Annotated in this window: 21 protein-coding genes; 9 read left to right on the forward strand and 12 right to left on the reverse strand. The window is 44.8% G+C overall.

Annotated elements, in window-relative coordinates:
* Positions 1 to 160 precede the first annotated feature (160 nt).
* Positions 161 to 637 (reverse strand): winged helix-turn-helix transcriptional regulator, encoded by a 477-nt coding sequence (locus tag LEP1GSC047_RS11330; RefSeq protein WP_238325565.1) that lies wholly within the window; start codon positions 635 to 637, stop codon positions 161 to 163.
* 23 nt (positions 638 to 660) lie between these two features.
* Here LEP1GSC047_RS11330 and LEP1GSC047_RS11335 point away from each other — a divergent pair, with 23 nt between their 5' ends.
* From LEP1GSC047_RS11335 to LEP1GSC047_RS11345, 3 genes are all read left to right on the forward strand, one after another.
* The gene (locus tag LEP1GSC047_RS11335) at positions 661 to 1,083 is read left to right on the forward strand and encodes a DUF1761 domain-containing protein (RefSeq protein WP_010417852.1); all 423 of its coding nucleotides are present in this window, start codon (positions 661 to 663) and stop codon (positions 1,081 to 1,083) included.
* A gap of 476 nt (positions 1,084 to 1,559) precedes the next feature.
* Positions 1,560 to 1,898, forward strand: coding sequence for a YciI family protein (locus LEP1GSC047_RS11340; protein WP_010417849.1), 339 nt, complete (start codon positions 1,560 to 1,562; stop codon positions 1,896 to 1,898).
* A 14-nt stretch (positions 1,899 to 1,912) separates the two neighbouring features.
* Positions 1,913 to 3,148 carry an RNA polymerase sigma factor gene (locus tag LEP1GSC047_RS11345; RefSeq protein WP_258028550.1) on the forward strand — a complete coding sequence of 412 codons (1,236 nt, stop codon included), beginning with the start codon at positions 1,913 to 1,915 and terminating at the stop codon, positions 3,146 to 3,148.
* A 271-nt stretch (positions 3,149 to 3,419) separates the two neighbouring features.
* Here LEP1GSC047_RS11345 and LEP1GSC047_RS11350 read toward each other — a convergent pair whose 3' ends face one another.
* The 9 genes from LEP1GSC047_RS11350 to LEP1GSC047_RS11390 all read right to left on the reverse strand — a co-directional run bounded on the left by LEP1GSC047_RS11350 (position 3,420) and on the right by LEP1GSC047_RS11390 (position 11,148).
* Positions 3,420 to 3,947 carry an NADase-type glycan-binding domain-containing protein gene (locus LEP1GSC047_RS11350; protein ID WP_146036901.1) on the reverse strand — a complete coding sequence of 176 codons (528 nt, stop codon included), beginning with the start codon at positions 3,945 to 3,947 and terminating at the stop codon, positions 3,420 to 3,422.
* Positions 3,948 to 4,724: 777 nt separating this feature from the next.
* Positions 4,725 to 5,201 (reverse strand): hypothetical protein, encoded by a 477-nt coding sequence (locus tag LEP1GSC047_RS11355; protein WP_010417835.1) that lies wholly within the window; start codon positions 5,199 to 5,201, stop codon positions 4,725 to 4,727.
* Positions 5,202 to 5,205: 4 nt separating this feature from the next.
* A complete protein-coding gene (locus LEP1GSC047_RS11360; protein WP_039934667.1) occupies positions 5,206 to 5,754 on the reverse strand; it encodes a hypothetical protein in 549 nt (182 codons plus the stop codon).
* A gap of 18 nt (positions 5,755 to 5,772) precedes the next feature.
* Positions 5,773 to 6,429, reverse strand: a complete 657-nt coding sequence (locus LEP1GSC047_RS11365) for a hypothetical protein (protein ID WP_010417829.1) — start codon at positions 6,427 to 6,429, stop codon at positions 5,773 to 5,775.
* Positions 6,430 to 6,932: 503 nt separating this feature from the next.
* On the reverse strand, positions 6,933 to 7,403 hold the full coding sequence (locus LEP1GSC047_RS11370) for a hypothetical protein (protein WP_010417826.1): 471 nt from the start codon (positions 7,401 to 7,403) through the stop codon (positions 6,933 to 6,935).
* Complete coding sequence (locus LEP1GSC047_RS11375) at positions 7,400 to 8,377, reverse strand: PdxA family dehydrogenase (RefSeq protein ID WP_010417825.1); 978 nt, start codon at positions 8,375 to 8,377, stop codon at positions 7,400 to 7,402. The genes LEP1GSC047_RS11370 and LEP1GSC047_RS11375 overlap by 4 nt, the downstream gene beginning before the upstream one ends.
* A gap of 18 nt (positions 8,378 to 8,395) precedes the next feature.
* On the reverse strand, positions 8,396 to 8,836 hold the full coding sequence (locus LEP1GSC047_RS11380; protein ID WP_010417822.1) for a bactofilin family protein: 441 nt from the start codon (positions 8,834 to 8,836) through the stop codon (positions 8,396 to 8,398).
* A gap of 170 nt (positions 8,837 to 9,006) precedes the next feature.
* Positions 9,007 to 9,780, reverse strand: coding sequence for a hypothetical protein (locus LEP1GSC047_RS11385; RefSeq protein ID WP_010417819.1), 774 nt, complete (start codon positions 9,778 to 9,780; stop codon positions 9,007 to 9,009).
* Between the two features lie 54 nt (positions 9,781 to 9,834).
* A complete protein-coding gene (locus LEP1GSC047_RS11390; protein WP_010417817.1) occupies positions 9,835 to 11,148 on the reverse strand; it encodes a hypothetical protein in 1,314 nt (437 codons plus the stop codon).
* Positions 11,149 to 11,206: 58 nt separating this feature from the next.
* Between LEP1GSC047_RS11390 and LEP1GSC047_RS11395 the strand changes: the two genes are divergently transcribed.
* The 6 genes from LEP1GSC047_RS11395 (at position 11,207) to LEP1GSC047_RS11420 (ending at position 19,124) form a co-directional block, all read left to right on the forward strand.
* On the forward strand, positions 11,207 to 13,462 hold the full coding sequence (locus LEP1GSC047_RS11395; protein WP_039934881.1) for a lytic transglycosylase domain-containing protein: 2,256 nt from the start codon (positions 11,207 to 11,209) through the stop codon (positions 13,460 to 13,462).
* A gap of 199 nt (positions 13,463 to 13,661) precedes the next feature.
* The gene (locus tag LEP1GSC047_RS11400) at positions 13,662 to 14,951 is read left to right on the forward strand and encodes a citrate synthase (RefSeq protein WP_010417811.1); all 1,290 of its coding nucleotides are present in this window, start codon (positions 13,662 to 13,664) and stop codon (positions 14,949 to 14,951) included.
* A gap of 117 nt (positions 14,952 to 15,068) precedes the next feature.
* Positions 15,069 to 16,334: a class I SAM-dependent rRNA methyltransferase gene (locus LEP1GSC047_RS11405; protein ID WP_010417809.1), complete on the forward strand. Its 1,266-nt coding sequence runs from the start codon at positions 15,069 to 15,071 to the stop codon at positions 16,332 to 16,334.
* Positions 16,331 to 17,197: a class I SAM-dependent methyltransferase gene (locus tag LEP1GSC047_RS11410; RefSeq protein WP_010417804.1), complete on the forward strand. Its 867-nt coding sequence runs from the start codon at positions 16,331 to 16,333 to the stop codon at positions 17,195 to 17,197. Before LEP1GSC047_RS11405 ends, LEP1GSC047_RS11410 begins: the two co-directional genes overlap by 4 nt.
* On the forward strand, positions 17,194 to 18,000 hold the full coding sequence (locus tag LEP1GSC047_RS11415) for a TrmH family RNA methyltransferase (protein WP_010417801.1): 807 nt from the start codon (positions 17,194 to 17,196) through the stop codon (positions 17,998 to 18,000). Before LEP1GSC047_RS11410 ends, LEP1GSC047_RS11415 begins: the two co-directional genes overlap by 4 nt.
* A 2-nt stretch (positions 18,001 to 18,002) precedes the next feature.
* A complete protein-coding gene (locus LEP1GSC047_RS11420) occupies positions 18,003 to 19,124 on the forward strand; it encodes a hypothetical protein (protein ID WP_020988610.1) in 1,122 nt (373 codons plus the stop codon).
* 9 nt (positions 19,125 to 19,133) lie between these two features.
* Here the strand turns inward: LEP1GSC047_RS11420 and gltB are convergent, their stop codons facing one another.
* Together gltB and LEP1GSC047_RS11430 are read right to left on the reverse strand one after the other, a co-directional pair.
* Entirely contained in the window at positions 19,134 to 23,621 is a 4,488-nt protein-coding gene (gene gltB, locus LEP1GSC047_RS11425; RefSeq protein ID WP_020988696.1) for a glutamate synthase large subunit, read from the reverse strand.
* Positions 23,622 to 23,945: 324 nt separating this feature from the next.
* Positions 23,946 to 25,229 carry a hypothetical protein gene (locus LEP1GSC047_RS11430; protein ID WP_010417797.1) on the reverse strand — a complete coding sequence of 428 codons (1,284 nt, stop codon included), beginning with the start codon at positions 25,227 to 25,229 and terminating at the stop codon, positions 23,946 to 23,948.
* Between the last annotated feature and the right edge of the window lie 34 nt (positions 25,230 to 25,263).

The following is a 25,263-nucleotide window of genomic DNA, read 5'->3' on the forward strand; positions in this document are numbered from 1 at the left end:
AAATTTTTAGTCCGGAAATCGATTACTTCCAATCCAATGGTAATGTTTTAGTATACATGTACGGAAGTTGCACCTATTGCTATCGATAAGATTCGGGATGATTCGTAGAATTATGGGCGAAAAACAAGAACCGGTCGGTTAATCGATCCATTGTTATTTTCTAATCGCGAAGGTAATTCACTCGAAACTGTTTTCTAATATTTCGTTCAACTTCTTTTTCATTTCGGTTAATACTATTAATAAATGCTTTAGGCGTTTCCGTCTCAGGATCATGACGAGCACTCCAGCGAATGATCTCAAAAAATATCGGAATAAGATCCAGACATTTGGAAGTAGGATAGTATACGAATCTTTTCGAGTTCCGGGGATCTTGACTCTTATACAAAAGGCCCGTTTGCTCAAGATACAGTAGGCGCGACGCTAATATGTTCGTCGAAATGGATTCTTCCGATTCCAAAAATTCGTTATAATATCTCTTATTCTTAAAAAGAATATCCCGCAAAATAAGAGGCGACCATCGATCAAAGAAAATATCCGACGCGAAGGCGATGGGACAATGGGAATTATGTTTTCCGGTCATGCCCATAGATAAAATATTACTTGCAAAATACAAGTATAAATATAGCTTGCTTTTCACAAGTAATCCCAAGGAGGATTCGAATGAAAAACTATGTCCTGGCGGTTTTTAGTTATCTTGTACCCACATTCATTCTCGGTGTAATCTGGCACTTTGTCTTTTTTAACGAGTTGTATGAATCCTTTGGAATCTATAATAGGAGGGACCCTATAATTCCCCTAGGGTTCGGATCGATGCTAATCCAAGGACTAATTCTCGCCTATCTGTATCCTTTTTATTACAAGGATGGAGAAAATTCGATTAAGCGCGGGATTCAATTCGGTTTGATTGCAGGGGTATTTTTATACTCCGTTTCTACCATTGCAAACGCGGCAAAAATCCAAGTTAATTTTATGACTGAGTGGTTCACCGTCCAAGCCGCTTTTCATATTATTCAATTCGTAATCGCCGGCTCTCTTATCGGCTTATCTTACGGAGAAAAGGTTAGCAATATCGCAAAATCCTGAATGGAATTGGGCTTCGCGATAGGCGCCGTTACGTCAATGACATTCGAATTCTGACGGGTGCCTGCGCGAATCTTTTCTTGAAGATATAGATCGTAAATTGCTGCTTGAAATTTTAAGTGCTTTACCCTTCCCGATTCGTTTTAAGAAGAACATTTCCAATAATCGAGCTTGAGCAAGGAGAAGATATCGTTTCAGAAGGTTCATCAATAAACGAATCATCATAGCCGAGAAAATAAAATAGCCAAGTGAGTTCAGATCGGCGCCAAGACCTGGACGGTCGAATCTCTCTTAGGCATGATTGAGATCTAAGTAAACTGATCGACACTCGCGGAAAAATTGTCATAAGCATTAAGCAGGCATCCGGACCGAATCTTCATTTTAAAAAAAAAGTTGCAACGAAGTGTCCAAAACGGTACTCCACACGCGTCATAGGTTATCGGTTTAGTCGACCGATACTACAAGGCAGGAGGCCCTGTATGCCAAATCAGAAGTATTTATGTATCCAAAGGGGACAATCCGGAAAAGTCGATAAGCCGTCTCCGGCAGAAATGGAGGAAATGTATGCCATATTCAACACCTGGAAAGAAAAGTTCCGGGATAATATCGTCGATATGGGCGGGAGACTGAAGGGAGGAAAAATTGTAACCTCGGACGGAGTTACCGACGGGCCCTTTACGGAGACGAAGGAAATGATCGGTGGCTATATGATTATCTCTGCTAAAAGTTTGGAAGAAGCGATAGAGGTAGCTCGTCAATGTCCGGGAGTGGTAAGACCTGGATCAAGCGTTGAGGTTAGAGAGATCAACGTACCTTGACGCCTCCAAAACTGGTGGAGCACTTCTTCCGACATGAGTATGGTAGACTCGTTGCCATGCTATCACGTCGCGTTGGAGTGCAACATATCGAAGACGTCGAGGATATAGTTCAGTCTTCGTTAATTACTGCGCTCGAAACATGGATAATAACGGGCTTGCCGGATAATCCCTCGGCCTGGCTTTATCGAGTAGCGTACAATAAGCTGATGGGAGAATTGCGACAGCAAACGACCCGCCTACGAATTTTGAAACAAAATGCGAAGGAAGAAATCTCAGGTCCCGATAACGATCAAGAGATATTTTTAGAGAGGGAAGTACGAGATGACTTATTGTTAATGCTATTTGTCTCCTGTAACGAAATGATTCCCTTGGAGTCGCAGCTTGTGTTGGCTCTAAAAACTCTTTGCGGTTTTAGTATACGAGAGATTGCACTTCGATTATTTACGAGTGAGGCAAATATATATAAGCGTCTCGGTCGAGCTCGAAGCTGCTTGCGAAAACTTCCGCCTTACACCGGAGAACTTACCGCCGCGCAGTACTCCTCGCGACTTCCGAGCGTAAACAAAGTATTGTATCTTTTATTTACGGAAGGCTACCTTTCTTCTCATGCTTTCCAGCCGATCCGAAAGGAACTTTGCGATGAAGCGATACGACTTACGACTCTCCTTGCGGAACATTCAATAGGTCAGAATTCGGAAACATTTGCTTTATTAGCCTTAATGCATTTACAGTCGGCACGAATGCCGGCTCGTCAGGATGAATCCGGAGGCTTGCTTTTGCTGGAGGAGCAGAACAGAAATCTTTGGGATCAACGAGGAATTTTGATCGGGTTAGAATGGTTAGCCAAATCCGCAAACGGAGATAAGTTTACTAAGTATCACGCGGAAGCGGGGATCGCGGCGGAACACTGTCTAGCTCCCTCGTTTCGGGAAATTCGCTGGGAAAGGATCGTTGAATACTATTTGATATTGGAAAAAATCGCCCCCTCGGCGCTTCAAAAGTTGAATTACGCAGTTGCCGTGGCGGAATTGGAAGGTCCGGCCGAGGGACTCGCAATTCTTGACGGTTTTGAACCGCCGTCTCGGTTATCGAGTTCTTATATTTGGTCTGCGGTTCTTGCAGACTTGCACCGGAGATGCGGAAATATCGAGATGACAAATTTTTATAGAGATGCGGCGTTTGAGGCTGCCCTCTCTCCGCCTGTGAAGGAACTTTTACGAAGACGGCTCGGGTCCGGGGATATCAGTTAATCGTTAAGTTTTAAAGTGCACCATTCCCCCCGCTTCGATCTCCGCTTGGTTTTGCCACTCTATTACTGTTTTCGAGATTGGCCTTTCGGGATTATCTGAGGTTCTAAACTTCCGTTTCTATCGCCGGGGATTTCCAACTCTATTGACCCAAAGTCTCCTTTGCTGGTCGTGAGCGGAGATTTTGTAGGTAAGTTGCGCGGTTGCACCTTCGGTTTGCGATTGACTTCTTTTCAATATTTAAAATCGAGAATGCCATGTATAGAAATTTAATTTACCGGGTAATATACAAATGGAGTTCGCTTATGCAAGTGTCATTATATTTTTTACCCTTATAAACTTCGTTAATTATGAATTTGCCGACCAATTGAACGCCTCCAGACTTTTCTTTATTTTTCGTTTTCATCTTTAACTGGAATGGGATAATTTTGCTTTGCTTAATAGGCTTATCCTCAAATTCAAAAACCAATTCCTCCGAGAAAATAGGACCTTTCGCAATGTAAGCCCCTATTTTCGAATCCTGAGATACCCCGATGGCAGCCTCATAGATTCTTAATGTAGCCTTTTTGATCCGATTATTTGCCTGGAACAATTCCGGATGTTCGCCATATCCATTATATATCTTTAATGTTAAATCAAATCGAACACTCTCCATATCCGGATAACTTTCATTAGCTTGTGTTTCACCTGCAATAAATATATATTCATCTTTTGGCCCCTTGTCGGTACACCAAGCCGTCTTTTCGTCGTTATCGCTCAAATACCTTATATCGAATTTTCCTTCAGGTTCGGTGCTTTGCAAAGTAGAACTAGCGTATCCGAACGGAGTTTTGCCGAAATTATTCTTTATCCAAGCGATATCTTGTTCGTTAATTGCATTTCCCGAAAGAAAAGGAACAATCGAATATACTAATGTCGATAACGCCAGTATCGCTATTTTATGAATATGAGTCTTTTCCCGACAGCCGGTTACCGGTATAAAAAATCCCGTTTTCAGTCGCGTAAGGAGCAGATGGAGTCTTTGAGCCACGGTCAACTTAAACGCTCGTCTGTTAATTCGGATTTCTGATGCGATTTAGTTTCCTGCCGGTTCATTCGATATCCAACCTTTTGCATGATAGTTCTATCTCCATTGATATCAGGGCATTCACCGGTTAAACTTCCTACTCGTTTTCGCCTGCCTAGTATTTCCATAATTATGATTTAATCCCATGTTGGTTTGACCGCCAGCACTTACGAAAGCATTCAACCCGAAGTTATTATTGTCAATTTTTTAAAGGCTCATGCCCCCGATTACCGAACGACTTCCGTTTGAAGTATTATAGTTAAACCCTAAGTAGCTTCCAATCGTATTCGGCAAATTCCCATTGATGGTTATACTTAGACCGCTTCCAGGCGTGAAGCAACGCCTTCGGAAGTGTTTATTTTTGATCCTACCGAAGATGAACTGGACGTTGAAGAACGGCGTTTATTAATAATGTTGCATTTTCCAAGAAGCCGAGTATACTCAACTTGTTTGCGGGCGGTAAGGAGACAGAACACTCATTACGGGAAGCCCTTCTTTTGCAAAATGGAAAAGTTACATCTTCTCAATGCTAACAGCTTCATAGCCGATTGAATTAAAATAAAATATTACAGTTTCCCAAGCCCTTTCGTTTAAATAACCATATCTTCCAGATTGACCGTTTATATAAACACGTCTTGGAAATTCGAACCATAGTTCTCCTCCAGCTATAGCTTTACCTCCTGCCGTAATATTTGTATGTTTAATCGTTTTCGGACCAATTTTTTCTAAGACTATAAATAAGCATTTTGAAGTTAGAACCCAAAGGTACCGATGGTCTAATGGGGGATTGCTCGGATCAAAATTTAATACAGTATAAGGACTCGGAGGCAATCCGTTGTCAGTGGCATTGTAAAGAAACTCCGTTTCAACAAGCAATTTTTCATTTTCAGGGATATCTTCAATGTCTCTACCTTGCACTAATTTTCTGCGTTCATACGGGAAGAGATCCAAGCCTAAAATATCTAGTATTTCCTTACTAGGTGCAGGCATATGTCTATTGTTTTATAACTGTATATACTCGTTCCAAGGCTTCATTCAAAATATTTATACCGTAATTCTCTAAAGCACGTATTCCAGGAACTCTCACATATCCATCAGAAGATTTTTCTAATTTAGAAGGATCTATTGAAGATAAAATTGACTTTGAATAATTGAAATAATAATCCCAGTTCGATTCTTTGAATAATTCCCGAACGACATCTTCGCTAATTATCGGCTCTTGTATTAACTTTTTTTTAATGACCTCTGATCCAAGGACATTTTTCAGCTTCGAGAGTTCATCTGCATTTTTGACGTACTTAGAGGGCTTGAAAGTTATCTCCAAGCCAAGATATGAAACTTTTATAGGATTATCCTTATCTAGGAACTGGAACGACGGTATCGGGTTCCCAATAACGTATGAGAATTGATTTCGGCTTTCACCAGAATACTGATTCCCTAATTTTTTCGATTCCTTTAAAATATTTCCTGATTTCAAAGCTGCATTAATTAACGACGGAATTGGTTGAGAAGAACTAAAATCTCCAAAGGTTCTTTGACTCATGTTCTTTTATTTTAGAAATTATTTTAAAATAATTTCTAAAATATCCTCCTGTAAAACTAATACGGAACTATCCAATAATTCTTGGACCGTCTTTGCATCAGGTAATTGCACCGGAATTTGATTCCATGGTAAATCCTGAAGGACTGCAATGAAAATGGAATTTTTTTTCCCGAACCGTGGTTGCAATTGAAAATGAAATTTTCTATTTCCATCGACGATAAGTTCAAAATCAATTATTTTCGCTTCGGATATCTTTATTTTATCGTTAGTCTTAACATTTTTTATAATAAATTTCTCGGCTAACCAAATGCCCCCATCGATTTCTAAATCATTGAATTCATGTTCCGAATACAATGCAACATTTGAAAAACCCAATCCGAACCCGCCGTGAGTTACGTAATTAAATTCTGATTTTATTTTTTCGAATGTATTCGAAACCGATAAACTAGTATAACCGGTAACTCTAATCCCAACTGAGTTTAATAAAACCTCAGGGAACGGCAATATCCCAGTATTTTGGAATATTTTAAGTCCTTCATCGGTGGTTACAGCTTGTGTTCTCTCTGGATCATTAAATAGATTCTTGTAGAATTTCGACTCTAAGACAGGAATTTGAGAATAAACACTTAGCCAAGATCCGGCAAAGGAATAAGAAATTACATTCGTTGAAATCACAGCTCTATTCCAGTATTATTAGACCGACAATTACGAATAAATCGGACCCTAACTCTATATTCGGTTTCTTGACCCTTTTTGCCAACGATTTCTCGACATTATTGATTGATGGAGACTAAGATAGAAACACAATAGGTAAACCTTTATTATGTAGTTTCGGTTTTAATACGACATTATGAGCATTATGGCTAGTGATTTAGCAGGCTCTTTGGGCGAATTGGTCAACCAGGCTTAGAAATCTCTAATAGCCTAGTACTTATCCCTGTTTGCCTAAATGATTCCTTCCCGGTAAACGATTTCTCGGGCAGTTTTTCCTTTTCTCCCCCCGACAATCTCCAACCACTCCCTGAATTCTTTCGACTGATTGTTTCCTCGGAAGAAAGGGCCCTCCGAAACTTTCAGGACACTATCAGGCGAGACAATTGCGTGAGTAAAGATTGCGAGCCTCAGGATGGGTTTCGAACTCCGCTTGGTTTTGCCCGTAGTGGCAGGAAGACTCCGAATTATTTAGGGAGAGTAACGGTTATCCAATCTAAAAACTTGGATTTCAGAAATTCATCGATCGGACCGGAAAACTGATGATAGCCTAGGAAAATCATCCAATAAACCAAGGTGAACCCGAATAAAATTTTCGCGGTCGAGTTAGCCAAAAAGGGCGATGCCGAATAGAACATTCTAAATACTGCAATCGGCCAAAAGAAAAGTAGGAAAAAATAAAAGGCGCGGGGGAGTCCGTAAAGCCAGCTTAAAATTTCGGTGGGATACGATTTTGTTAAACGATCATAAGATTCTTTTAATTCCGGGAAGAACTGAAAAAAATAAAATACGAATACGAAAAAAGTCGCCACCTTCCAGATTACTTCTATGTCGTTCCGAATTAAAACTAAGGTAAGCCCGATGAACCAGAGTAAAAATAACGGGAATACGATCTGCTCTAAGAGGCCTGCGGAAGCTGTTTGAGCGAGAAAGATCATTTCTGTCTCCGGATTTTATTTATTTTGGGTAATTTTCCGGAAGCCCAATCCAAGCATTGAAGCAAACTTTCCGGATCTGCTAATCCTTTTCCGGCGATGTCGAAGGCGGTTCCGTGGTCGGGAGAAACTCGTAAAAAATCCAATCCCAGAGTCATATTCACCCCGTATTTACCTTCCCACATTTTAAACGGTATCAGTCCCTGATCATGATAACAAGAAAGAAACAACGAAAAGCGGCGTCGATTCTGCTCGGTAAACGCCGCATCGGCGGAGATCGGTCCTACCACATTCAGTCCCGACTTCTTGAAAGAGGAAATCATAGGTTCTAAAATGGATTTTTCCTCGGTTCCGATTTGTCCACCTTCTCCCGCATGAGGATTCAATCCTAAAAATGCGATCTCCTTCCGCTTTTCTAAAGGAGCGGAACGGATGGCGGCGATTAAACTCGGCACATGTATTTTTTTCAAGTAGAAAGGAACCTTTATTAAAGGAACATGAGTGGTCAAGGTTAGTACGTTCAACTCACGCCCAGCCATCAACATGTACGTTTTACGATCGTAGGAATCCGCAAGCGTCTCGGTATGACCTCGGAAACCCTTTACTCCCGAACGCAAAACCCATTCCTTGCTCAAAGGCAGCGTGACCAAATTTCCCCCGAAACGTTTTTGTAATTGGATGGCTGCCAGGAGAGACGAATAGGCAGCCTTTCCGGATTCGATCGAAGGCTTACCTACAGTTAGACGTGCTTCTTCCCTGGGAGTCAAGGCTAGAGTATTCCATGTATAGAGTCCAGGCCGAGAAATCGCCGCCGGATCTTCAACGGATGTCCAGCCTTTCTTGGGGGATTTTGTCTGAGATCGAATTAGAAGAATGAAAACATCCTTGGACAAGGACTTGACTCTCGAATAGGAATGCTCTAAGAGATCAGGCCCGATCCCGCAGGGATCTCCTTCAGTGATAAGGATGCGATCCAAGGCCTTTTGAACGGAAGATTACGCTTCCTTGCCGGTTTGCTTTCCGAAAAGTTTTTCGAGGCTGAGAGAATCCTTAGAATACTCCAACTCGATTCTTTCCTTATTCGAATGCTTTAGATCGCTGGAGATCATGCAACGTCCCTCCAGGGTCACTCCGTTTTGGATGATTAATTCCGGAGTCCGAATATCGCCTAGAATCAAACTTGTAGGAAGAAGCATGACTCGATTTCGAGCAGTGATATTCCCGATCACGATACCTTCCACGATAACACTGGCAGCGGTGATATTCGTTTTTACCTTACCGGAAACACCGATATACAACTGTTCCGCTTGAAGAGACTTGCCTTCGAACTTTCCATCGATCTTCAAGGATCCGTTAATGAAGAATTTCCCGCTAAAGTAGGAATTTTCGCCGATCGTGGAATTGGTGACTTCGGAAGAGTTCTTAACAAGTGCCATGAATTTTAAATCCTATAGATTTCGAATCGGGTTCTGTAATCCGGTGTATGCACAAAGTATAGCCCCTGCCGCTTCGGGAAAGGAATTTTTAGAGATAGCGGGGGGTTTTTTCTCGTCGGCAAAAACTTCCCGACCTCAGGCTTCGAGAGCCGGACCGGGACTCCTTTAAGTCAGTGCTTCAAATTCGGCACATTGATTCGGTCCAGGACCTCCGCCGTAAAGTCGCGGAATTCTTCCACTGCTTTGGGAATAGGAAGGCCTTCCAATTCGGTGGCCTTTTCAAAACGCGGATTAAACGTGATCTTCTCCTCAACGTTCATGATGATTCCCCCGCCCGCCTTGAGTCCGTCCAGGACCTTATTCAGAAATTCGTTGAACTTTTGAAACATCTCGAACGCTTCCGCTATGAAAATTCGAGTTTGCTTGTTCTTCATTCGGCTAAGCTGTTCCCTGAATTCCTGCTTTTCGGCGGCCTGGTATTCCTCGATGGTTTCCGTCAAAACCTTGATATTTCTGCGGATGTTTTCCATATGCTTAACGACTCCGTCCTTTTCGTTTCCGTGAGAAAAGTCGAAGCGAATATGCATTTCATTCAGAATCGGTAGATATTCCCGATCCAGAACGTTGATCCAGGTTCCGATCTGATTGACTTCGGAATCGTTCGAATTCGGAGAAATTTTCATGACCGGATATTTCGCCAAAATTCGACCGGCCGCGTCCGGATTTTCCCGGAAGAGTCGGATTTGTTCGGCAGCCGTTTCCAAATTGTCGGGAATTCCTTCCGGAGAAATTTCCCGCATGCGGTTTCGATATTTATCAAGATCCCGACTCACCCGATATCTCTGTTCGTCGTTTTTGGAAAGCTTTAGAATCTTTTCCAGTTGGTTGATCATCTTTTGATGACGTTGCAACTCTAAAATCTGCTCTTGCGTTATTGCCGCCATAGTGGGAATTTTATTTTAGCCGATTCCGATACCGAAAGCAAGAAGTTTACGCGCTTAATCGGATCTCTTCTTGTATCGTTCCAAGACGAGCCGTAAAAAGTCCGAATCCGGAAATTTATAGACCAAAGATTCCAGCAGCTTTATTCCCTCTTCTCCCTCGCCGGTTTCCAAAAGCGCGATCGCCTTCAGATAAATCATTTCCGGAGAATATTGAAAGCGTCCCGTACGAACCGATCGCTCGCGAAAGGCCTCGAATTTTCTTTCCTTGAATTCTTTTACGGCCACGGCTCGATGAATCAAATACGAATCCGGATACTCCCGTTCTATATCCACCAGATCCGAGTCTAGACGAGATGCCGCAGTGGAATTCCAGAGAACCAAAAGTTCGAAAGGTCTAAGGGTATGTACGAGTTGCTTTTCCCTCAAAATTTCGTACCGTTCGAAAAGACTTTCGTCTCCGGCGCCTAGAATGGATTCCCTCAGAGTGTCCGAGAGTTCTTCCCTACCGTTTTTTCGTTTCTCCGACCGAATCCATGATTTTTGTTCATCCTTCGATTTGAATTTCTTCAGGAGAAAAAACCGATCCCAAATCGAATGCCTCGTCTCGTAGTCCCTAAGAAAAAGGTCTTTTTCCTCGGCATTCAACTCGTTCCATCGACGCACTACGATCGCATCCAAAACTTTTATCGTACGCAAACCGATCTGATTGAATCGAAAATAATGATATGCTAATCCTACCAAAGACGGCTCTTTTCCCGAGACGGTCAGATCGTACAATAGAAATTTTTGGGATTCGTCCAAATTCGCTTTTTTATGGGAAAGCGCCAGTTTTTCCCGTAGGCCAAAATCGATCGGAATCGCCGTCTTTTCCGAAACGGAGTCCGAAAATCCCAGAAAAAAAAGTAGGATCCTGCCTTCCTGCGCTTCAGGAAGATCTTCGGGGAAGGAATTCAATAATTTCTTATACTCGTCCAGGCGTTCTTCGCAAAGCAGGAATGCGGAACACAGCGAGAAAAGTTCGCTATCCCAAACCACATGGCCTTCTAGTTCCTCTAAAAGCTCTTCGAAGAATAAACGTAGGAGCCTTTCCTCTCTTTCGGTGATTCCGTCTTCCCGAATCCAATCCGTTCGGGGAGAAAGGAAGGTAAACCGACCGAATAAGTCGGAACGAAAACAATCCAAGGGTTTTAAGTGAGTCAGAATACTACCGTTGTAGTTTTCCAGTATCTTCGTTTTTAAACGATAAACTTCCGAGGGAGCGGAAACCTCGGGTGAAGGTTTGGTCCCGACTGGCGCCTCCGAACGTTCCGTTTCAGGGCGACTCAGGGTGATCTCGGGCCATTCTGTTTGGGAAGCTGAAACCTGCATGCTTGACTACCTTTTTGGAGTTGAACCTTTGTAAACGAGAGAAAGAATGAAGAATCGCATGAAAAAGACGGTTCTCGTAACTCTACTATTTCTAGTTGTCGACAGTCTTTTAGGGAACGACGACGTAAAATACCTGACCAAGTCCTATAGTTTGGAAAAAATCAGACGCATCTTCCGAGAGCGTCACCCGACCACCGAATCCGAAGTTTATGCGATGGTCCGTTTTCATGAAACCCATCCAGACGGCGACGGAAACTCAAGATATCGATATTTAGTTTCCTTACTAAAAGGCAAAATGGTCGCCGGCGTGAGTCGAGAGGATCTTTTAGAAGTGATCGCCAATCCTCTACCTTCTACAAGCGCAATAACAAAGGTCGCATATTGGAAATTGTATGAGGAAATGGCAAAACGAAAAGCCCTTTCCTCGGGAGAATTAATAACCTATCTCAAAAAATTTCCTCAGCAATACGATCCGATCTACAGGAACTCAGTCTCCGAAATTTTAAAAATTCTCTACGAAACCAATCAATTTAAAGAGGCTAAAGAATACGCGGAGTCTTTTGCCGAGAAAGACCGACGGGAATATTTCGGAACAATGGCAAACTATCGCTACGGAAAAGCACTGTATAAATTCGGCGAGTTCCAAAAAGGGGAAGCGATTCTTTACGGATTGATGGAAGACGCGAATACTCCCTCGTACGTGAAAAAGGATATCTTTACGGATTTAAAAACCTGGAAAGGAGAATCTTTCTACCGATCTCTTCCCCCGGAAAAAGGGGTTCATTTTCTATCCTTCCTTTCCGCAAACGATCGAAAATCGTATCTTTCCTCTCATTCCAATTTCGGCTCCGTCCAGTTCGAAAAGCCGGAAAGTTTTAAAGCGGCGGCAACGATCCTAGTCTTATACCAACCGGAACGCATTCCTTCCATCCTTTCCAGATACAAGGGATTCGCTAACTCCAATTCCGATTTTACCGCAGCCATGTCCCGGGAACTCTCCAACCAAAGTCTAGGCGCTCAGGCTCTAAAAGTATTGGAAGACGTCTCTCCCCCTTCCACCGATGAAGTCGAATATGCGTATGCAAGAGCCTATAAGAAATTAGGAAATCGGGATAAATATTTCTCGCGCCTTCTCGCTTCTTTGGAACGCAATCCTTACAACTTAACCCGCCAAGACGAACTGATCGATCTGATCACGGGAGACCAAACTCATTTTTTAGAGGATTCTTATTGGAAGGATGCTTTACGAAGAATTCCGAATCTTCCCGTAAAAGGGAGACTCGTCTATTGGTATCTTCGAAATCTCAAGAATAAGGGCAGATCGGACGAACTTAGAGATTGGTTAAAATCGTATTATCGTTCCATTCCCGGTTCCTATTATACGAGAGTGATAAGAGAAGAGTTTTCGGGCGAGATCTCGCAAATTTCGCAACCGGAGAGTCCGTTACGAAACAAGGAGAGCTTATTCGAATATCTTTCGCTTACGGCGGGGGATCCCAAATTCGCCGGCAAAATCGTGGGTCGGGATTTGGAATTCGCTTATTTCCCGGAAGCGTTTCAATTAGATACTCGAATCGACTCGGCCCACAGTAGAATCCGAGGCAATCAGCTTCTACAAAACGCCCGGGATTATTTGGAGATAGGCGAGATGGTTTATGCCACGGCCTTAGTCGATAAGTACAAGTCCCAAAACGGAATCGGGGACGAGGAACGGGACGAAATTTTAGCCGCTTTAGGGGAAGCCACCGGAAACCAATATTTAACGGTTTTCCATATTCGTAATTTAATGAAAAAGCAACGGATTCCCGACGACGCGATTCTTCTTCCGTCCAAACTCGCTTCCAGAATTTATCCCCGCCCTCATCGGGATTTAGTGACTAGGTATTCCCAATCCTTCGGCATCGACGAAGACATAGTGTATGCCGTCATGAGACAGGAATCCTTTTTTAAGGAAAATGCGGTCTCGGTCTCCAACGCTCGCGGATTGATGCAGATTATGGGCGCGACGGGAAAAGGATTGGCGCAAGGACTCGGATTAGGCCCGTATTCGCTCTTCGATCCGGAAATATCCGTACAGATGGGCGCGAGATTCCTGAAATATCTTTTATCCAATAATGAAAACGACTTAAAGTGGGCTTCGATCGCCTATAACGGCGGCCCGGGTAATTTGAGAAAATGGAAACGGAATCACTATCGAGGAGACTTTAATCATTTTCTGGAAGAACTTCCGCTCAAAGAGCCGCGTGATTATTGCAGAATCGTAACGTCCAACTATTACAATTACCAGACTCTGAGGCAGTACAAGAACCGCTAAACCGAAGTTTATCTTTCCCTTTTTTTGGATTGTCTAGAATTTCCGATTCATAGGATAGTACTTACGGAAAGTTTCGAATCCGAAAAAGTCTTAAAGTCGACATGCCGGATTCGTGACCGAGGATTTGCTTTGGCATTTCATCGGATCCGTCGCATTCGACTGCCGTACTGAATATAGATACATTACCCAGGAGAAAAAAATGGCAAACACCGCAATCCTCAAAATCGATGGAAAGGAATACGAACTTCCCATTATTGTCGGGACCGAAAACGAGAAAGCGATCGATATTTCAAAACTCAGACAACAGACCGGTTATATTACCCTGGATAACGGCTATCTGAACACCGGCGCCTGCACGAGTGCGGTCACTTTCCTGGATGGAGAACTCGGAATATTAAGATACCGTGGTATTCCGATCGAACAACTCGCGGAACAATCCACGTTCACGGAAGTCGCATACTTGCTCATCTACGGGCATTTGCCTAACGACGCGGACCTTCAGAAATGGAATCAGGAACTGACGATGCATACCCTGATTCATGAAGATCTAAAACGTCTCTATAACGGTTTTCCGAAGGACGGTCATCCGATGGCGATCATGTCCTCGATGATCGGATCCTTATCGACTTATTATCAGGATTCCTACGATCCGGAAAATCCCGAGCATCGTCATATTTCGATGATCCGTCTGCTGGCGAAATTTCCTACGATCGCGGCATTCGCATATAAAAAATCGTTGGGACAGCCTACGATTCATCCTTTGAATCATCTGGATTATTGCGGAAATTTCTTGAATATGATGTTCTCCGTCCCTAGCGAAGAATATTATATCGACCCTGAAATCGTAAAAGCTTTGAATCTGCTTTTAATCCTGCACGCAGACCACGAGCAAAATTGTTCGACTTCGACCGTCAGGTTGGTCGGTTCTTCATTAGCGAATCTTTATGGAGCTATTTCAGCCGGAATCTGCGCGCTCTGGGGACCTCGACACGGAGGAGCAAACCAGGAAGTTTTAGAAATGCTTTTGGAAATTAAGGCATCAGGACTTCCCGTTAAAAAAATCGTAGAAAAAGCAAAGGACAAAAACGACGCCTTCCGTCTTTCCGGTTTTGGTCACCGAGTGTACAAGAACTTCGACCCGAGAGCTAAGATCATCAAAAAAGCCTGCGATTCGGTACTGACTCGTCTCGGAGTGAAAGATCCTCTCTTGGATATCGCTAAAGAATTGGAAGAAGCGGCCCTAAGCGATCCATATTTCGTGGAAAGAAAACTTTATCCTAACGTGGACTTTTATAGCGGGATCATTTACCGTGCCCTAGGAATTCCCGTGAATATGTTCACAGTGATGTTCGCGATGGGTCGTCTTCCCGGCTGGATCGCCCAATGGAAGGAAATGATAGAATCTCCGGATATGAAGATCGGTCGCCCTCGTCAAATTTATGTCGGCCCGACGGATACCGGTTACGATCAGGCAAAGAAAAAAGCCTAATTTGTTCGGAGCCTCAATCGACAAAGTCGATCCGAAGAATCCCTCCGTCGTTCACGGGGGGATTCTTTTTTTGCCTATTCTCAGATAAATATCTTCGATTAAAAACTTCTCTTAACATTGTTTCACCCAGTGCGTCGCTATCAGCTCAATAAATCTTCCGAAGCGATTTTACGTTCCGGGCATCCGTGGATATTAACGGGAAATATTTCTTCCGCAGCCTCCGTATTCAAAGACGGGGATTGGTTGCGCTTAGTATCGGGGTTAAACGAAGTTTTAGGATTCGGAATATATTCCGCTTACGGACCCATCGGAATTCGGATTTTACAGAGAGGCGGAGAATTCTCTCTCTCGACACTTCGCAATACCCTGTTAAGCGCATTAGAAAAACGAAAACATCTACGATCCGTTACGGACGCGTATAGAATTTTACACGGAGAAAACGATGAGATTCCCGGAATCACCGTGGATAAATATGCGAATACTTGGGTTGTGCAGATTTATTCCAAAAGTTTATACCGACTTGCAAGATTGGTAACCCGTCTTTTGTATTCCGCGTCGGATCTCGTCGACGAATCCAAGCCTGCAAGAATACTCTTGATTTCCCCCCATAGAACCGGAGATGCGCCGATATCGGCACCTCGGTTCTTACGGGGAAGCTCCCCTCTTCCGTTCGAAGAGAAAATCACGATCAAGGACCTTACATTTAAGGTTAAGATTCCCGGTCAGAAAGGCGGTTTATTCTTAGATGTTCGGAATTTGAGGATCGCTTTATTGGAAAAGAAAGAGCTGGCTCAAGACAGAAACTGCCTACATCTGTTTTGTCATACCGGCCTAACCTCGCTCTGTATGCAATCGGGAGGAGCTCGATCGGTCGTTTCTATCGACGGCTCGAGAGAATCCCTGTCGGAATTTGCGTCGCAGCTAACCGACGTCGTACCCGAAAATGCTTTCGAGCAAAAGAATGCCAAGGTTTCAATCGGTATTCACGAGCTCATTAGAGCTGATCTTTTTAAAGCCTGGGATTTTCTAGAACGCCGTAAATTCGAACTCATAGTTTTGGATCCGCCGAATCTCGCCCCGACTCAGGCCTCCATACCTTCCGCAAAGAAAGCGTACCGAGCGCTGATTATAAAATCATTGGAACACCTGGAACCCGGAGGCGATCTAGTATTTCTCTCCTGTTCGGGAAGGATTCCGGAAAAGGAATTTGAAAAGATTGGCCGAGAAAGCATGGCATCTCAAGGATGGAATTATAAGAATTTAGTTCGACTATCTCCGGAACCGGATCATCCGATTCGCAAGGAGTTCCCCGAAGGTAGTTACTTCAAAGTTCATTTATATCTAAACGTTAATCGACTAAAGTCATACACGAGCACTGAATGAAACGAGCGATATCCGGCGGGACCTACGAACTTTTAGATTCCGGTAATTTTAAGAAACTCGAACAGATCGGACCGTATAAAATCATTCGCCCATCGCCGGTAAGCGCATGGCCGCCGACTAAGATCGCGCTCTGGAAAGACGCCGATGGAGAATACCATAGAAGCGATAAGGGAGGCGGGAGTTGGAAATGGGCGGAAAGGCCCGAAGACGAATTCTTCGTTGAAATCGATGATTTGTACGTAAAAATCCGATTCACTCCGTTCGGACATCTCGGATTGTTTGCCGAACAGAGGCAAAACTGGAAACGGATCCGAAATTTTTCTTCGCAACTTTCCGGGAAAGGGGAGGTTTTGAATTTATTCGCCTATTCCGGGCTCTCCACTCTTTCCGTGCTGGCGGGAGGAATGGATGCTTGCCATCTCGACGCTTCCAAAGGGATGGTCGAATGGGCTAAGGAGAATGCCGAGGCCTCCGGATTGTCGAATAAGAAAGTACGATGGATGGTGGAAGACGTACTTAAATTTCTAGGACGCGAAATCCGTAGAAAAAAGAAGTATGCAGGATTTATTTTGGACCCGCCAACCTTCGGTAGAGGAGCCAGCGGTGAAGTTTTTAAAATCGAACGGGATCTTCCGGAGATGATGGACCTCCTCATGCAACTCTGCGATTCAAAACCGGACTTCGTAGTATTAACCTGTCATTCGGCCGGATTCAGTCCGCTTGCCTTACGAAGAATATTGGAGGGCAGAATTCGGAGCAAAGGCAATTATCATACCGAAGAACTTTCCATACAAGAAACCACAGGACGGATTTATCCGGCCGGTTCCAATTGTATTTTCTACTCCGAGAGGTTGGAACTTTGACGGGAAAACGGTATTATCTCGAGATCACTAGCTTCTCAAACGAGAAATTGAAATATATAGCCGGACTCAAGGAAAAAAAGAATAGAGAAAAAGCGGACGCCTTCTTTATCGAAGGCTATCGGGAAATTTCCAGAGCCTTTGCCTCCGGCAAATTAAAATTCGAATATGTACTCACCTGCCCCGAATGCTATTTGGGAGAAAACGAAGACGCCTTAGTGGAATCCTTACAAGCGAAGACGATTATCGTTCCTAAGCAAATTTTCGAGAAGATTTCGTATCGAGATCGACCCGACGGATTAATCGCCACCGCTTTTTTACCGGACTTTTCGTTACCCGAAACGATTCCTTTTAACGGTTCGCCGATTTTAATCGTCGAAGGCGTGGAGAAGCCGGGAAATTTAGGCACGATCCTTAGAACGGCCGAAGGCGCCGGCTTTAACACGGTTCTCGTTGCGGATCCCAAACTGGATTTACTGAACCCGAACGTGATTCGTTCTTCGACCGGAACGTTATTTACTTTAAACGTTTATCAAGCTTTAATCCAGGATTTATATCCGTCCTTAAAAAAAGAAGGATATAAAATAGTGGCCGTTACGCCGGAAGCGAAATCCGTCTATTGGGATTCCGATTTGAAAGGTAAGGTAGCTTTAGTATTCGGAAGTGAACAATATGGATTAAGCGAATTCGCTAGATCAAAAAGCGATCTCTACATCTCGTTACCGATGAAAGGTCAAGCGGACAGTTTAAATCTAGCCATGTCCGCCGGGATCTTAATGTATGAAGTCCTGAGGCAAAACGGATAGAAATGGCAAAAGTCCGCCTTTTAGTCTATTTGAGTAGTCACGGTTTCGGGCATATAAGCCGGTCTCTCGAAGCGATTTCTTTTTTGCTCGCAAATCGTGCCGATTGGTCTGCGACGATCGCTTCCGAGCGAGCGGAAGACTTTTCGTTTACCTTAAATAAAAACGAATCTTGGCTTCGATCTAAGGATAGAATCCGATTTCGAAAGGTGAAAACGGACGTCGGCATCGTTCAAAGAGATTCTCTCGGAATGGATTTATCCGCAACCGAAAAGGAGATCGAGCTATTTCGTTCTCAAAAAGAAAGGTGGGTCGAAACGGAATATTCGCACGCGCAAAAAGACGCATACGATCTCATTTGGTCCGATGCCGCCTCCCTCCCGTTTATCATTTCCTCTAAATCAAAAACCCCTTCTATTTTCTTAGGTAATTTCACTTGGGACTTCATTTATTCGCACTATAAGCGACCTATTCTTTCCGACTTTGCGGAAGAAATTCGGAAAGAATATGCGCTTTGCGATCTTGCGCTTATTCTTCCTTTTTCCTGCCCGGCTACGTTTCTGAAAAAAAAGACAGAGATCGGATTACTAGGTCGAAAGCCGAATTTATCCAAAGAAGAGGCACGACTACAATTCGGCTTCGAGAAGGACGTCGAATATTATCTGTTCTCCTTCGGCGCTTACGGAATCGATCCGGAACGGTTTTCGTGGCAAGATTGGAACCCGGCAAAAAGAAGGATCGTGATCAGCGGCACCGAACTGAAGGGACCTACTCCCAATTCTCTCGGCGTAGTTTCAGTTCCTCCTTGCCACTATCCCGATCTAATTACGGCCTGTGATTTCGTTTTAACGAAACCCGGATACGGAATCCTAAGCGAAACTCTCCTGGCAAATACCCGCATTTTGTACACCGATCGAGGCGATTTTCCGGAGTACCCGTTTCTGGTCGAAGCTTTGGAAAGGAATTTTTACTCTTCGTTTATCAGTCACGATGATCTGTATAATTTCAACTGGGCAGACGCCTCTATAAAGGCCGGCAATAAGCGACCCGAAATCGAGCCCCGTTTACAAAAAAACGGAGCATTAGACATCGCCCAAGCGATCGAAGAACTTCTACTCTTACGCTAAGTGATCGAATTACTTAGGAACGACTTTTATGAAGTACTTTTTAGAATCTTCCCAACTCTTAAGAATCTCGTCCGACAATTCGGAACCGGTAAGTTTCGTATGTTCCGTAATCAAGGTTTTGATAGCATCGTTATCTTCGTGTTCCAATTCAACGATCTTAACATATTCCTTATTGAGTAACGGCTCGAGTTCCCAACCTTTTTGAAAGAAGTAGGCTTTCCCTCCGGTCATACCGGCGCCCATATTCTTACCGACGGTCCCGAGGCAAACTACGGTTCCGCTAGTCATGTATTCCAAGAAATGATCCCCCGCTCCTCCGACGACTGCATCCGCACCGGAGTTTCTAACTCCGAAACGTTCCCCCGCGCGGCCTGAACAGAATAGTTTTCCGGAAGTAGCTCCGTATAAACAGGTATTTCCTATGATCACATTTTCATACGCTTTCAGTTTGGAGCGACGATGCTTGCGAATTGCGATCGTTCCTCCGCAAAGCCCTTTTCCGACGTAATCATTTGCGTCGCCGTGCAGAGTAATTTGGACACCTTTTGCCAACCAGGCTCCCAACGATTGACCCGCAGTCCCTTCTAGGATCACTTCGAGTTTACCAGGAAGACCTTTTGAGCCGTACTTCCGGGAAATGATTCCGGAAACTTTCGCTCCGACAGTACGATTCGTATTCCTGACGGAATAGGAAAGAGACATGGAAGTTTTTCCTTCCAGCGCAGGCTCCGCATCCTTAATGATCCGATCATCTAAGACTTCTCCGACGGGCTCTCTTCTTTCCTGACGATTTTTCTTCTTTGCCGGATCGTAGAGAAGAGGAAGGCGAACCAAAATCGGATTGAGATCCAAGGAATCCAAACGATCCTGCTCATAACGAGTGATCTGCTTTAGAAGGTCCGTGCGACCGACGATTTCGTCCATGGAGCGGAAACCTAGTTTTGCTAGATATTCCCGAACTTCCATAGCGAGTAAGGTCATAAGGTTCGCGACTTGGTCAGGCGAGCCTTTGTACTTAGCTCTGAATTTCGGATCTTGAGTCGCGATTCCGGTGGGACAGTTATTCAAATGGCATTTCCGCGCCATGATACAACCGAGCGCTACGAGGGAAGCGGTTCCGATTCCATATTCCTCCGCCCCCAAGCAAGCAGCGATAATCACGTCTCGGCCGGAGACGATTCCGCCGTCGGTGCGAAGAACGACCCTATCTCTAAGTCCGTTCATTACAAGAACTTGATGCGTTTCGGAAAGCCCCAATTCCCAGGGAGATCCTGCGTGCTTAATCGAAGTTAGGGATGCAGCCCCGGTTCCGCCGACATGTCCCGAAATCAAAATGATGTCCGCATTCGCTTTGGCGACTCCGGCAGCGATGGTTCCGACCCCGGCTTCCGAAACTAGCTTAACGGAAACCTGAGCCTTGTGATTGGCTTGTTTCAAATCGTAAATCAACTGAGACAGGTCTTCGATCGAGTAAATATCGTGATGAGGAGGAGGAGAAATCAAATCGATACCCATCGGCGTATGACGATTGGTTGCGATTTCCTCGTTATTCTTCTTACCGGGAAGCTGGCCACCCTCTCCCGGCTTCGCTCCTTGGGCGATTTTGATTTCCAGCTCCTGCGCGGAGTTTAAATATTCGGAAGTGACTCCAAAACGTCCGGAAGCGACCTGCTTGATGGAAGAATTCGCCAGGTCCCCCTTGGAATCCACGACATATCGAGAAGGATGCTCGCCTCCCTCTCCCGAAGAGGATTTGGATCCCAATCGGTTCATCGCGACCGCGAGATCCGTATGCGCCTCGATGGACAATGCCCCGTGACTCATCCCCGGAGTTAAGAATCGTTTTTGAATTTCGGAAACGGTTTCCACTTCTTCGATCGGAATCGGTTTTCTTTCCACAAAATCGAATAGGTCGCGAATATTGATAGGATCGCTTTCTCTCAGAATTTTGGAAGCTTCCAAGAACGCATCGTAATCGTTATCGACCGCCGCTTTGCGAACGAATTTAACTACTTTCGGAGACCATCGATGAGGTTGATCGTCTTTCTCGGAAATAAAGTCTTCGGGATTGATTTCTTTGTAGAAAGCCTGGTCGTGATTCCTCAGAATATTCTGCTCGATACCGCCGATTCCGATTCCCGAAATTCTGGAGTAAGTACCCGGGAAGTATTTCGAGATCAAAGTTCTAGAAAGTCCGATGGCTTCGAATACCTGTCCGCCCACGTAAGAGGACATGATGGAAATTCCCATTTTGGACATGACCTTTAAAAGTCCATCGTCCACGCCGGCCCGGTAATTCCTGCAAAGTTCGGCGAGAGAGGGACGTTTTCCGTCCTCCGAATCGAATTCTCCTCTTTCCCAAATATCGAAAAGGGTGTCCCAAATTAAGTAACTATTGACGCCGGAAGCGCCGTAACCCAGAAGAACCGCCACATTATGAATTTCAAATGCAGATCCGGTTTCCACAAGGATACTCATCGTGGAACGCTTCTTATTTCTGATCAAGTGATTGTGAACGGCAGCGACCGCCAATTCCATCGGGATCGGCGCACGTTCCTTATTCAATTTTTTATCGGAAAGAATCAGGATATTCACGCCCTCGTTAGCGGCCTTTACGGCATTTGCGAGAAGATTATCCAAAGATCTTTCTAAATAATTAGAATCCGCGCCTGCCTCGTGGTGAGCCTCGAACGTAGCATCCAGAGTGACGATTTTGTACTGCTTTCCGTCCTTTTCCCGAATTCTTTGGAGGCCGAGATTCGTCAGATACGGATGCGAAAGCACCAGACAATTTTGAGGTTTCTCGTTCCCGAACAAATTCATCTTCTTGATTAAGCGAGTATAAAGGGAAGTGACTCCTTTCTCTCTCAAATAATCGATCGGAGGATTCGTAACCTGAGCGAATCTTTGACGGAAATACGTGTACAGACCGATCCGAGACAGCATCAAAATGGAAAGAGGGGTATCGTCTCCCATGGAGCCGATGGCTTCCTTACCGCTAAGGGCCTGGGGGCGAATGACTACTTTCTGTTTGTAGGGAGAATATGCGAATAGGATTTGCCTTCTGCGCAAATCGTCGCCCTTATATGTAACCGCGCTCGCGATGGAATCGTCGATGTTTTGATCCAGGTATTCCACGTTTTCTTTGGACCATTCGCGATAATCGTATTTTTTTTCGAAGAGAGCGTTGATATCGTCGTTAAAATAAACCTTGCCCTCCTTTAGATTAACGGCAAGCATCTCGCCGGGCCCCAGACGTCCTTTTCTAGTGACGCGGTCCTCGTCGATTTGCACGAGCCCTACTTCAGAACCCATAACGACAAGACCGTCTTCGGTCGTCACATACCGTGCCGGTCTGAGTCCGTTTCTGTCCAAACCGCCCCCGACCCAATCCCCTTCCGCAAAGGCCAAAGCCGCCGGACCGTCCCAGGGCTCCGTTAGAGTATTATTATATTCGTAAAAAGATTTCAGCGCCTCGGACATCTGGAAGTTTTTACTCCAGGCATTCGGGATCAACATCGCTTTTGCATGAAGAACGTCTTTTCCGGAACGTACGATGGCTTCCATCGCATTATCAAGACTTGCGGAATCGGACATATGCGGGCGGATGATCGGGTGGATCTCCTTTTGAGCGTCCCCCCATTTTTCGCATTCCAACTCCTCTTCCCTGGCGAGCATCCAGATCCTGTTTCCGACGATGGTATTGATCTCTCCGTTATGGGCGAGAATCCGGAACGGCTGAGCCAACGCCCAACTCGGGAACGTATTCGTGGAATAACGCTGGTGAAAAATGCAATACGGAGATTCCATCTCGTCGCTTTTTAGATCTTCGTAAAATTGCGCTACTTGGTTTCCGTTAAAGAGCCCTTTAAAGACGATTCTCTCGGCCGAGAAGGAGCAGATATAAAAGTCTTCGCTCATTGATAATTTCTGAGCGTCGCGCATTACTTTTTTCTGAATTAGAAATAACTTAGTCTCGAAGTCCTCGTTGGACATGCCTTCCGGCTTTCCGATCAATACCTGTTCGATCTGAGGGCGGGAAGCATTCGCTTTCGGGCCCAGAACTTCCGGATTTACGGGAACGTATCTCCATGCATAAAGCTTAAAGTTGAATTTCATCAAGGCGGATTCGATTAAGCTTCTACAAATATCCTGTTTGTCTATGTCTTCCCGAGGAAGGAAAACCATTCCTACGCCTATGGAATCTTCGTCGGGACGACGGTGACCCATCTCTTCGATATACTTAGCGAACAATTTTTTGGGGATTCGGAACATGACTCCGGCTCCGTCGCCGGTCTTCATATCGGCGTCGACGGCTCCGCGGTGGGTCAGGCATCCGACTGCCTTCAGGCCCATAGAAACAATGCGGTGGCTGGATTCGCCTTTATAGGATGCGACGAAACCTACTCCGCAGTTATCGTGCTCGAAGGATCTCTCATAGAGACCGCTTTCCTCCAAGTACTTTTGGATCCGCAATTGTTCGTCAAGTTTTAACATTCGCGAGGCGTCCTTTCGGGTAGATATGAATTCGAGGCATTGCGCGGACTTCATATGTGGTAAGGGGAACCCCTACTTTCTTGCGCTCGAAGGCTGAATTTTCCGGCAAATTTTCGATTCTAGGACCAGTAAATTGTCGGTTGCTTATATTGAAAACGATCTTTTTGGCGGAATTCCCGCTCAGAAAACGAACGAAAGGTGAACGAGAGGATCGTTATTAAATGAACGGAATGACGGAACCGAGTTTCGAATCTAGCTCCTACACTTGGAAGGAAAAAGTGGAGACGGAGTGCGCCGAATCAATGCGATCTAAATTCGAATTTTTTAATTTTTACGGATCGATAGAACGGGTGAAAAGAAAAGATCGGATAGTATCTTTCTTTGGCTCACATCCGGAATTCTGGAGAGAAGTTGATCCATCTTGGCCTTTAATTGAACCATGTCGGGGTATTCGTCCATGACTCGTAGAATATGCGGCCAGGCTTTTTTGACAAGATCGCCAATTGCCGGACTCGCCGTCTTGGCCCGATTCCAAGAAGATTCCAGTTGGTTTCGAATCCTAAAAAAATCCCGTCCTAATTCCAGGACCTTCCGCAAGCGATGGTCCGATAAACCGGTGCGGCCGGTTAATTGGGAAATAATGCCGTCCCAGTCCACGACCTCGCCTTTCGATTCTTTCAGAAGAGAGGATTGCAATTGGACCAAAGCGTTTTCTTCCGACGGTAGAGTACTGACCCAACGTTTGTATTCCTCCAATTGACCCGCTTTTTGAAACGCTCGGACCTTACCGACCTGTTCCATATATCTAGAAAACGCGATGATGACAGGCTGCTCGTACGGAGCGGCAGGAGGATCGTCGTCGAACGCAAATCCCCCTTCGAATTTTAGATCCTCGACCTCGGAAAGAATCTCATTCGCGTTGACTCGAATCGGAATATCATCCTCTTCCAACTCTTCTTTCTTCAGGACGATGGGAGTTCCTACGAAAAGGTCTCCGTACTTGGAAAGAATTTCCTGCATGATAGGAGTTTCAGGACCCCTTCGAACCGGAACCGGAGCCGCCTTGGTCGCGGCGGCCGCAGCCTTGGCTCCGTCACGACTCGCTTCCGCAGAAGCTACCGACTCGACTTTCTTTCCGGTCGTTCCGTCGATTAAATACAAAATATCCTCTTGCAGTTCGAATCGAAACCCATTCGGAAGTAAAAATCCCAAACCCTCGATGATCTCGTCGGTGATTCGCCCGTATCTTTTTTTCTTAGGAGATTGATCCGCCGCGATTTCCTGTTCGATCAACTTCGCTTTGACCTTGTTCAAGGCCCCTAAAAAATTCCGGTTCATATATGCGGAAAGATCTTGGGTACTGATTTCCAGAAACTGAGCAAATTGAGGAAGTTGGTCGAAGAAATGATCCGTCTTTTGGACGTTATTTACGATATAAGAGCGGATTTTATTTTTTAAGGCTTCCTGCTCTTTGGGCGGGATTTTCTTTTGAGAAACGAGTGTTCCAAATAACTGAATATGAGTGTGGAAGTAACTGAGGAATTCGCCGTAGGCAGTAAGAGCGTATTCCCCTTCCGCATTCCTCTCAATGACTTTTCGAGTTTCCATAATAGGATTTGCGGACTAGTTTTTCCCGTTCCGG

Origin of the sequence: Leptospira inadai serovar Lyme str. 10 (assembly GCF_000243675.2) — a bacterium.
Classification (GTDB): Bacteria; Spirochaetota; Leptospiria; order Leptospirales; family Leptospiraceae; genus Leptospira_B; species Leptospira_B inadai.

Bases quoted from the DNA above. Each gene is read 5' to 3' on its own strand.
- LEP1GSC047_RS11385 (WP_010417819.1), bottom strand. From the start codon at position 9,780: ATGGCGGCAATAACGCAAGAGCAGATTTTAGAGTTGCAACGTCATCAA.
- LEP1GSC047_RS11360 (WP_039934667.1), bottom strand. From the start codon at position 5,754: ATGAGTCAAAGAACCTTTGGAGATTTTAGTTCTTCTCAACCAATTCCG.
- LEP1GSC047_RS11430 (WP_010417797.1), bottom strand. From the start codon at position 25,229: ATGGAAACTCGAAAAGTCATTGAGAGGAATGCGGAAGGGGAATACGCT.
- LEP1GSC047_RS11335 (WP_010417852.1), top strand. From the start codon at position 661: ATGAAAAACTATGTCCTGGCGGTTTTTAGTTATCTTGTACCCACATTC.
- LEP1GSC047_RS11395 (WP_039934881.1), top strand. From the start codon at position 11,207: ATGAAAAAGACGGTTCTCGTAACTCTACTATTTCTAGTTGTCGACAGT.
- LEP1GSC047_RS11420 (WP_020988610.1), top strand. From the start codon at position 18,003: ATGGCAAAAGTCCGCCTTTTAGTCTATTTGAGTAGTCACGGTTTCGGG.
- LEP1GSC047_RS11410 (WP_010417804.1), top strand. From the start codon at position 16,331: ATGAAACGAGCGATATCCGGCGGGACCTACGAACTTTTAGATTCCGGT.
- LEP1GSC047_RS11380 (WP_010417822.1), bottom strand. From the start codon at position 8,836: ATGGCACTTGTTAAGAACTCTTCCGAAGTCACCAATTCCACGATCGGC.
- gltB (WP_020988696.1), bottom strand. From the start codon at position 23,621: ATGTTAAAACTTGACGAACAATTGCGGATCCAAAAGTACTTGGAGGAA.
- LEP1GSC047_RS11370 (WP_010417826.1), bottom strand. From the start codon at position 7,403: ATGATCTTTCTCGCTCAAACAGCTTCCGCAGGCCTCTTAGAGCAGATC.
- LEP1GSC047_RS11340 (WP_010417849.1), top strand. From the start codon at position 1,560: ATGCCAAATCAGAAGTATTTATGTATCCAAAGGGGACAATCCGGAAAA.
- LEP1GSC047_RS11400 (WP_010417811.1), top strand. From the start codon at position 13,662: ATGGCAAACACCGCAATCCTCAAAATCGATGGAAAGGAATACGAACTT.
- LEP1GSC047_RS11355 (WP_010417835.1), bottom strand. From the start codon at position 5,201: ATGCCTGCACCTAGTAAGGAAATACTAGATATTTTAGGCTTGGATCTC.
- LEP1GSC047_RS11390 (WP_010417817.1), bottom strand. From the start codon at position 11,148: ATGCAGGTTTCAGCTTCCCAAACAGAATGGCCCGAGATCACCCTGAGT.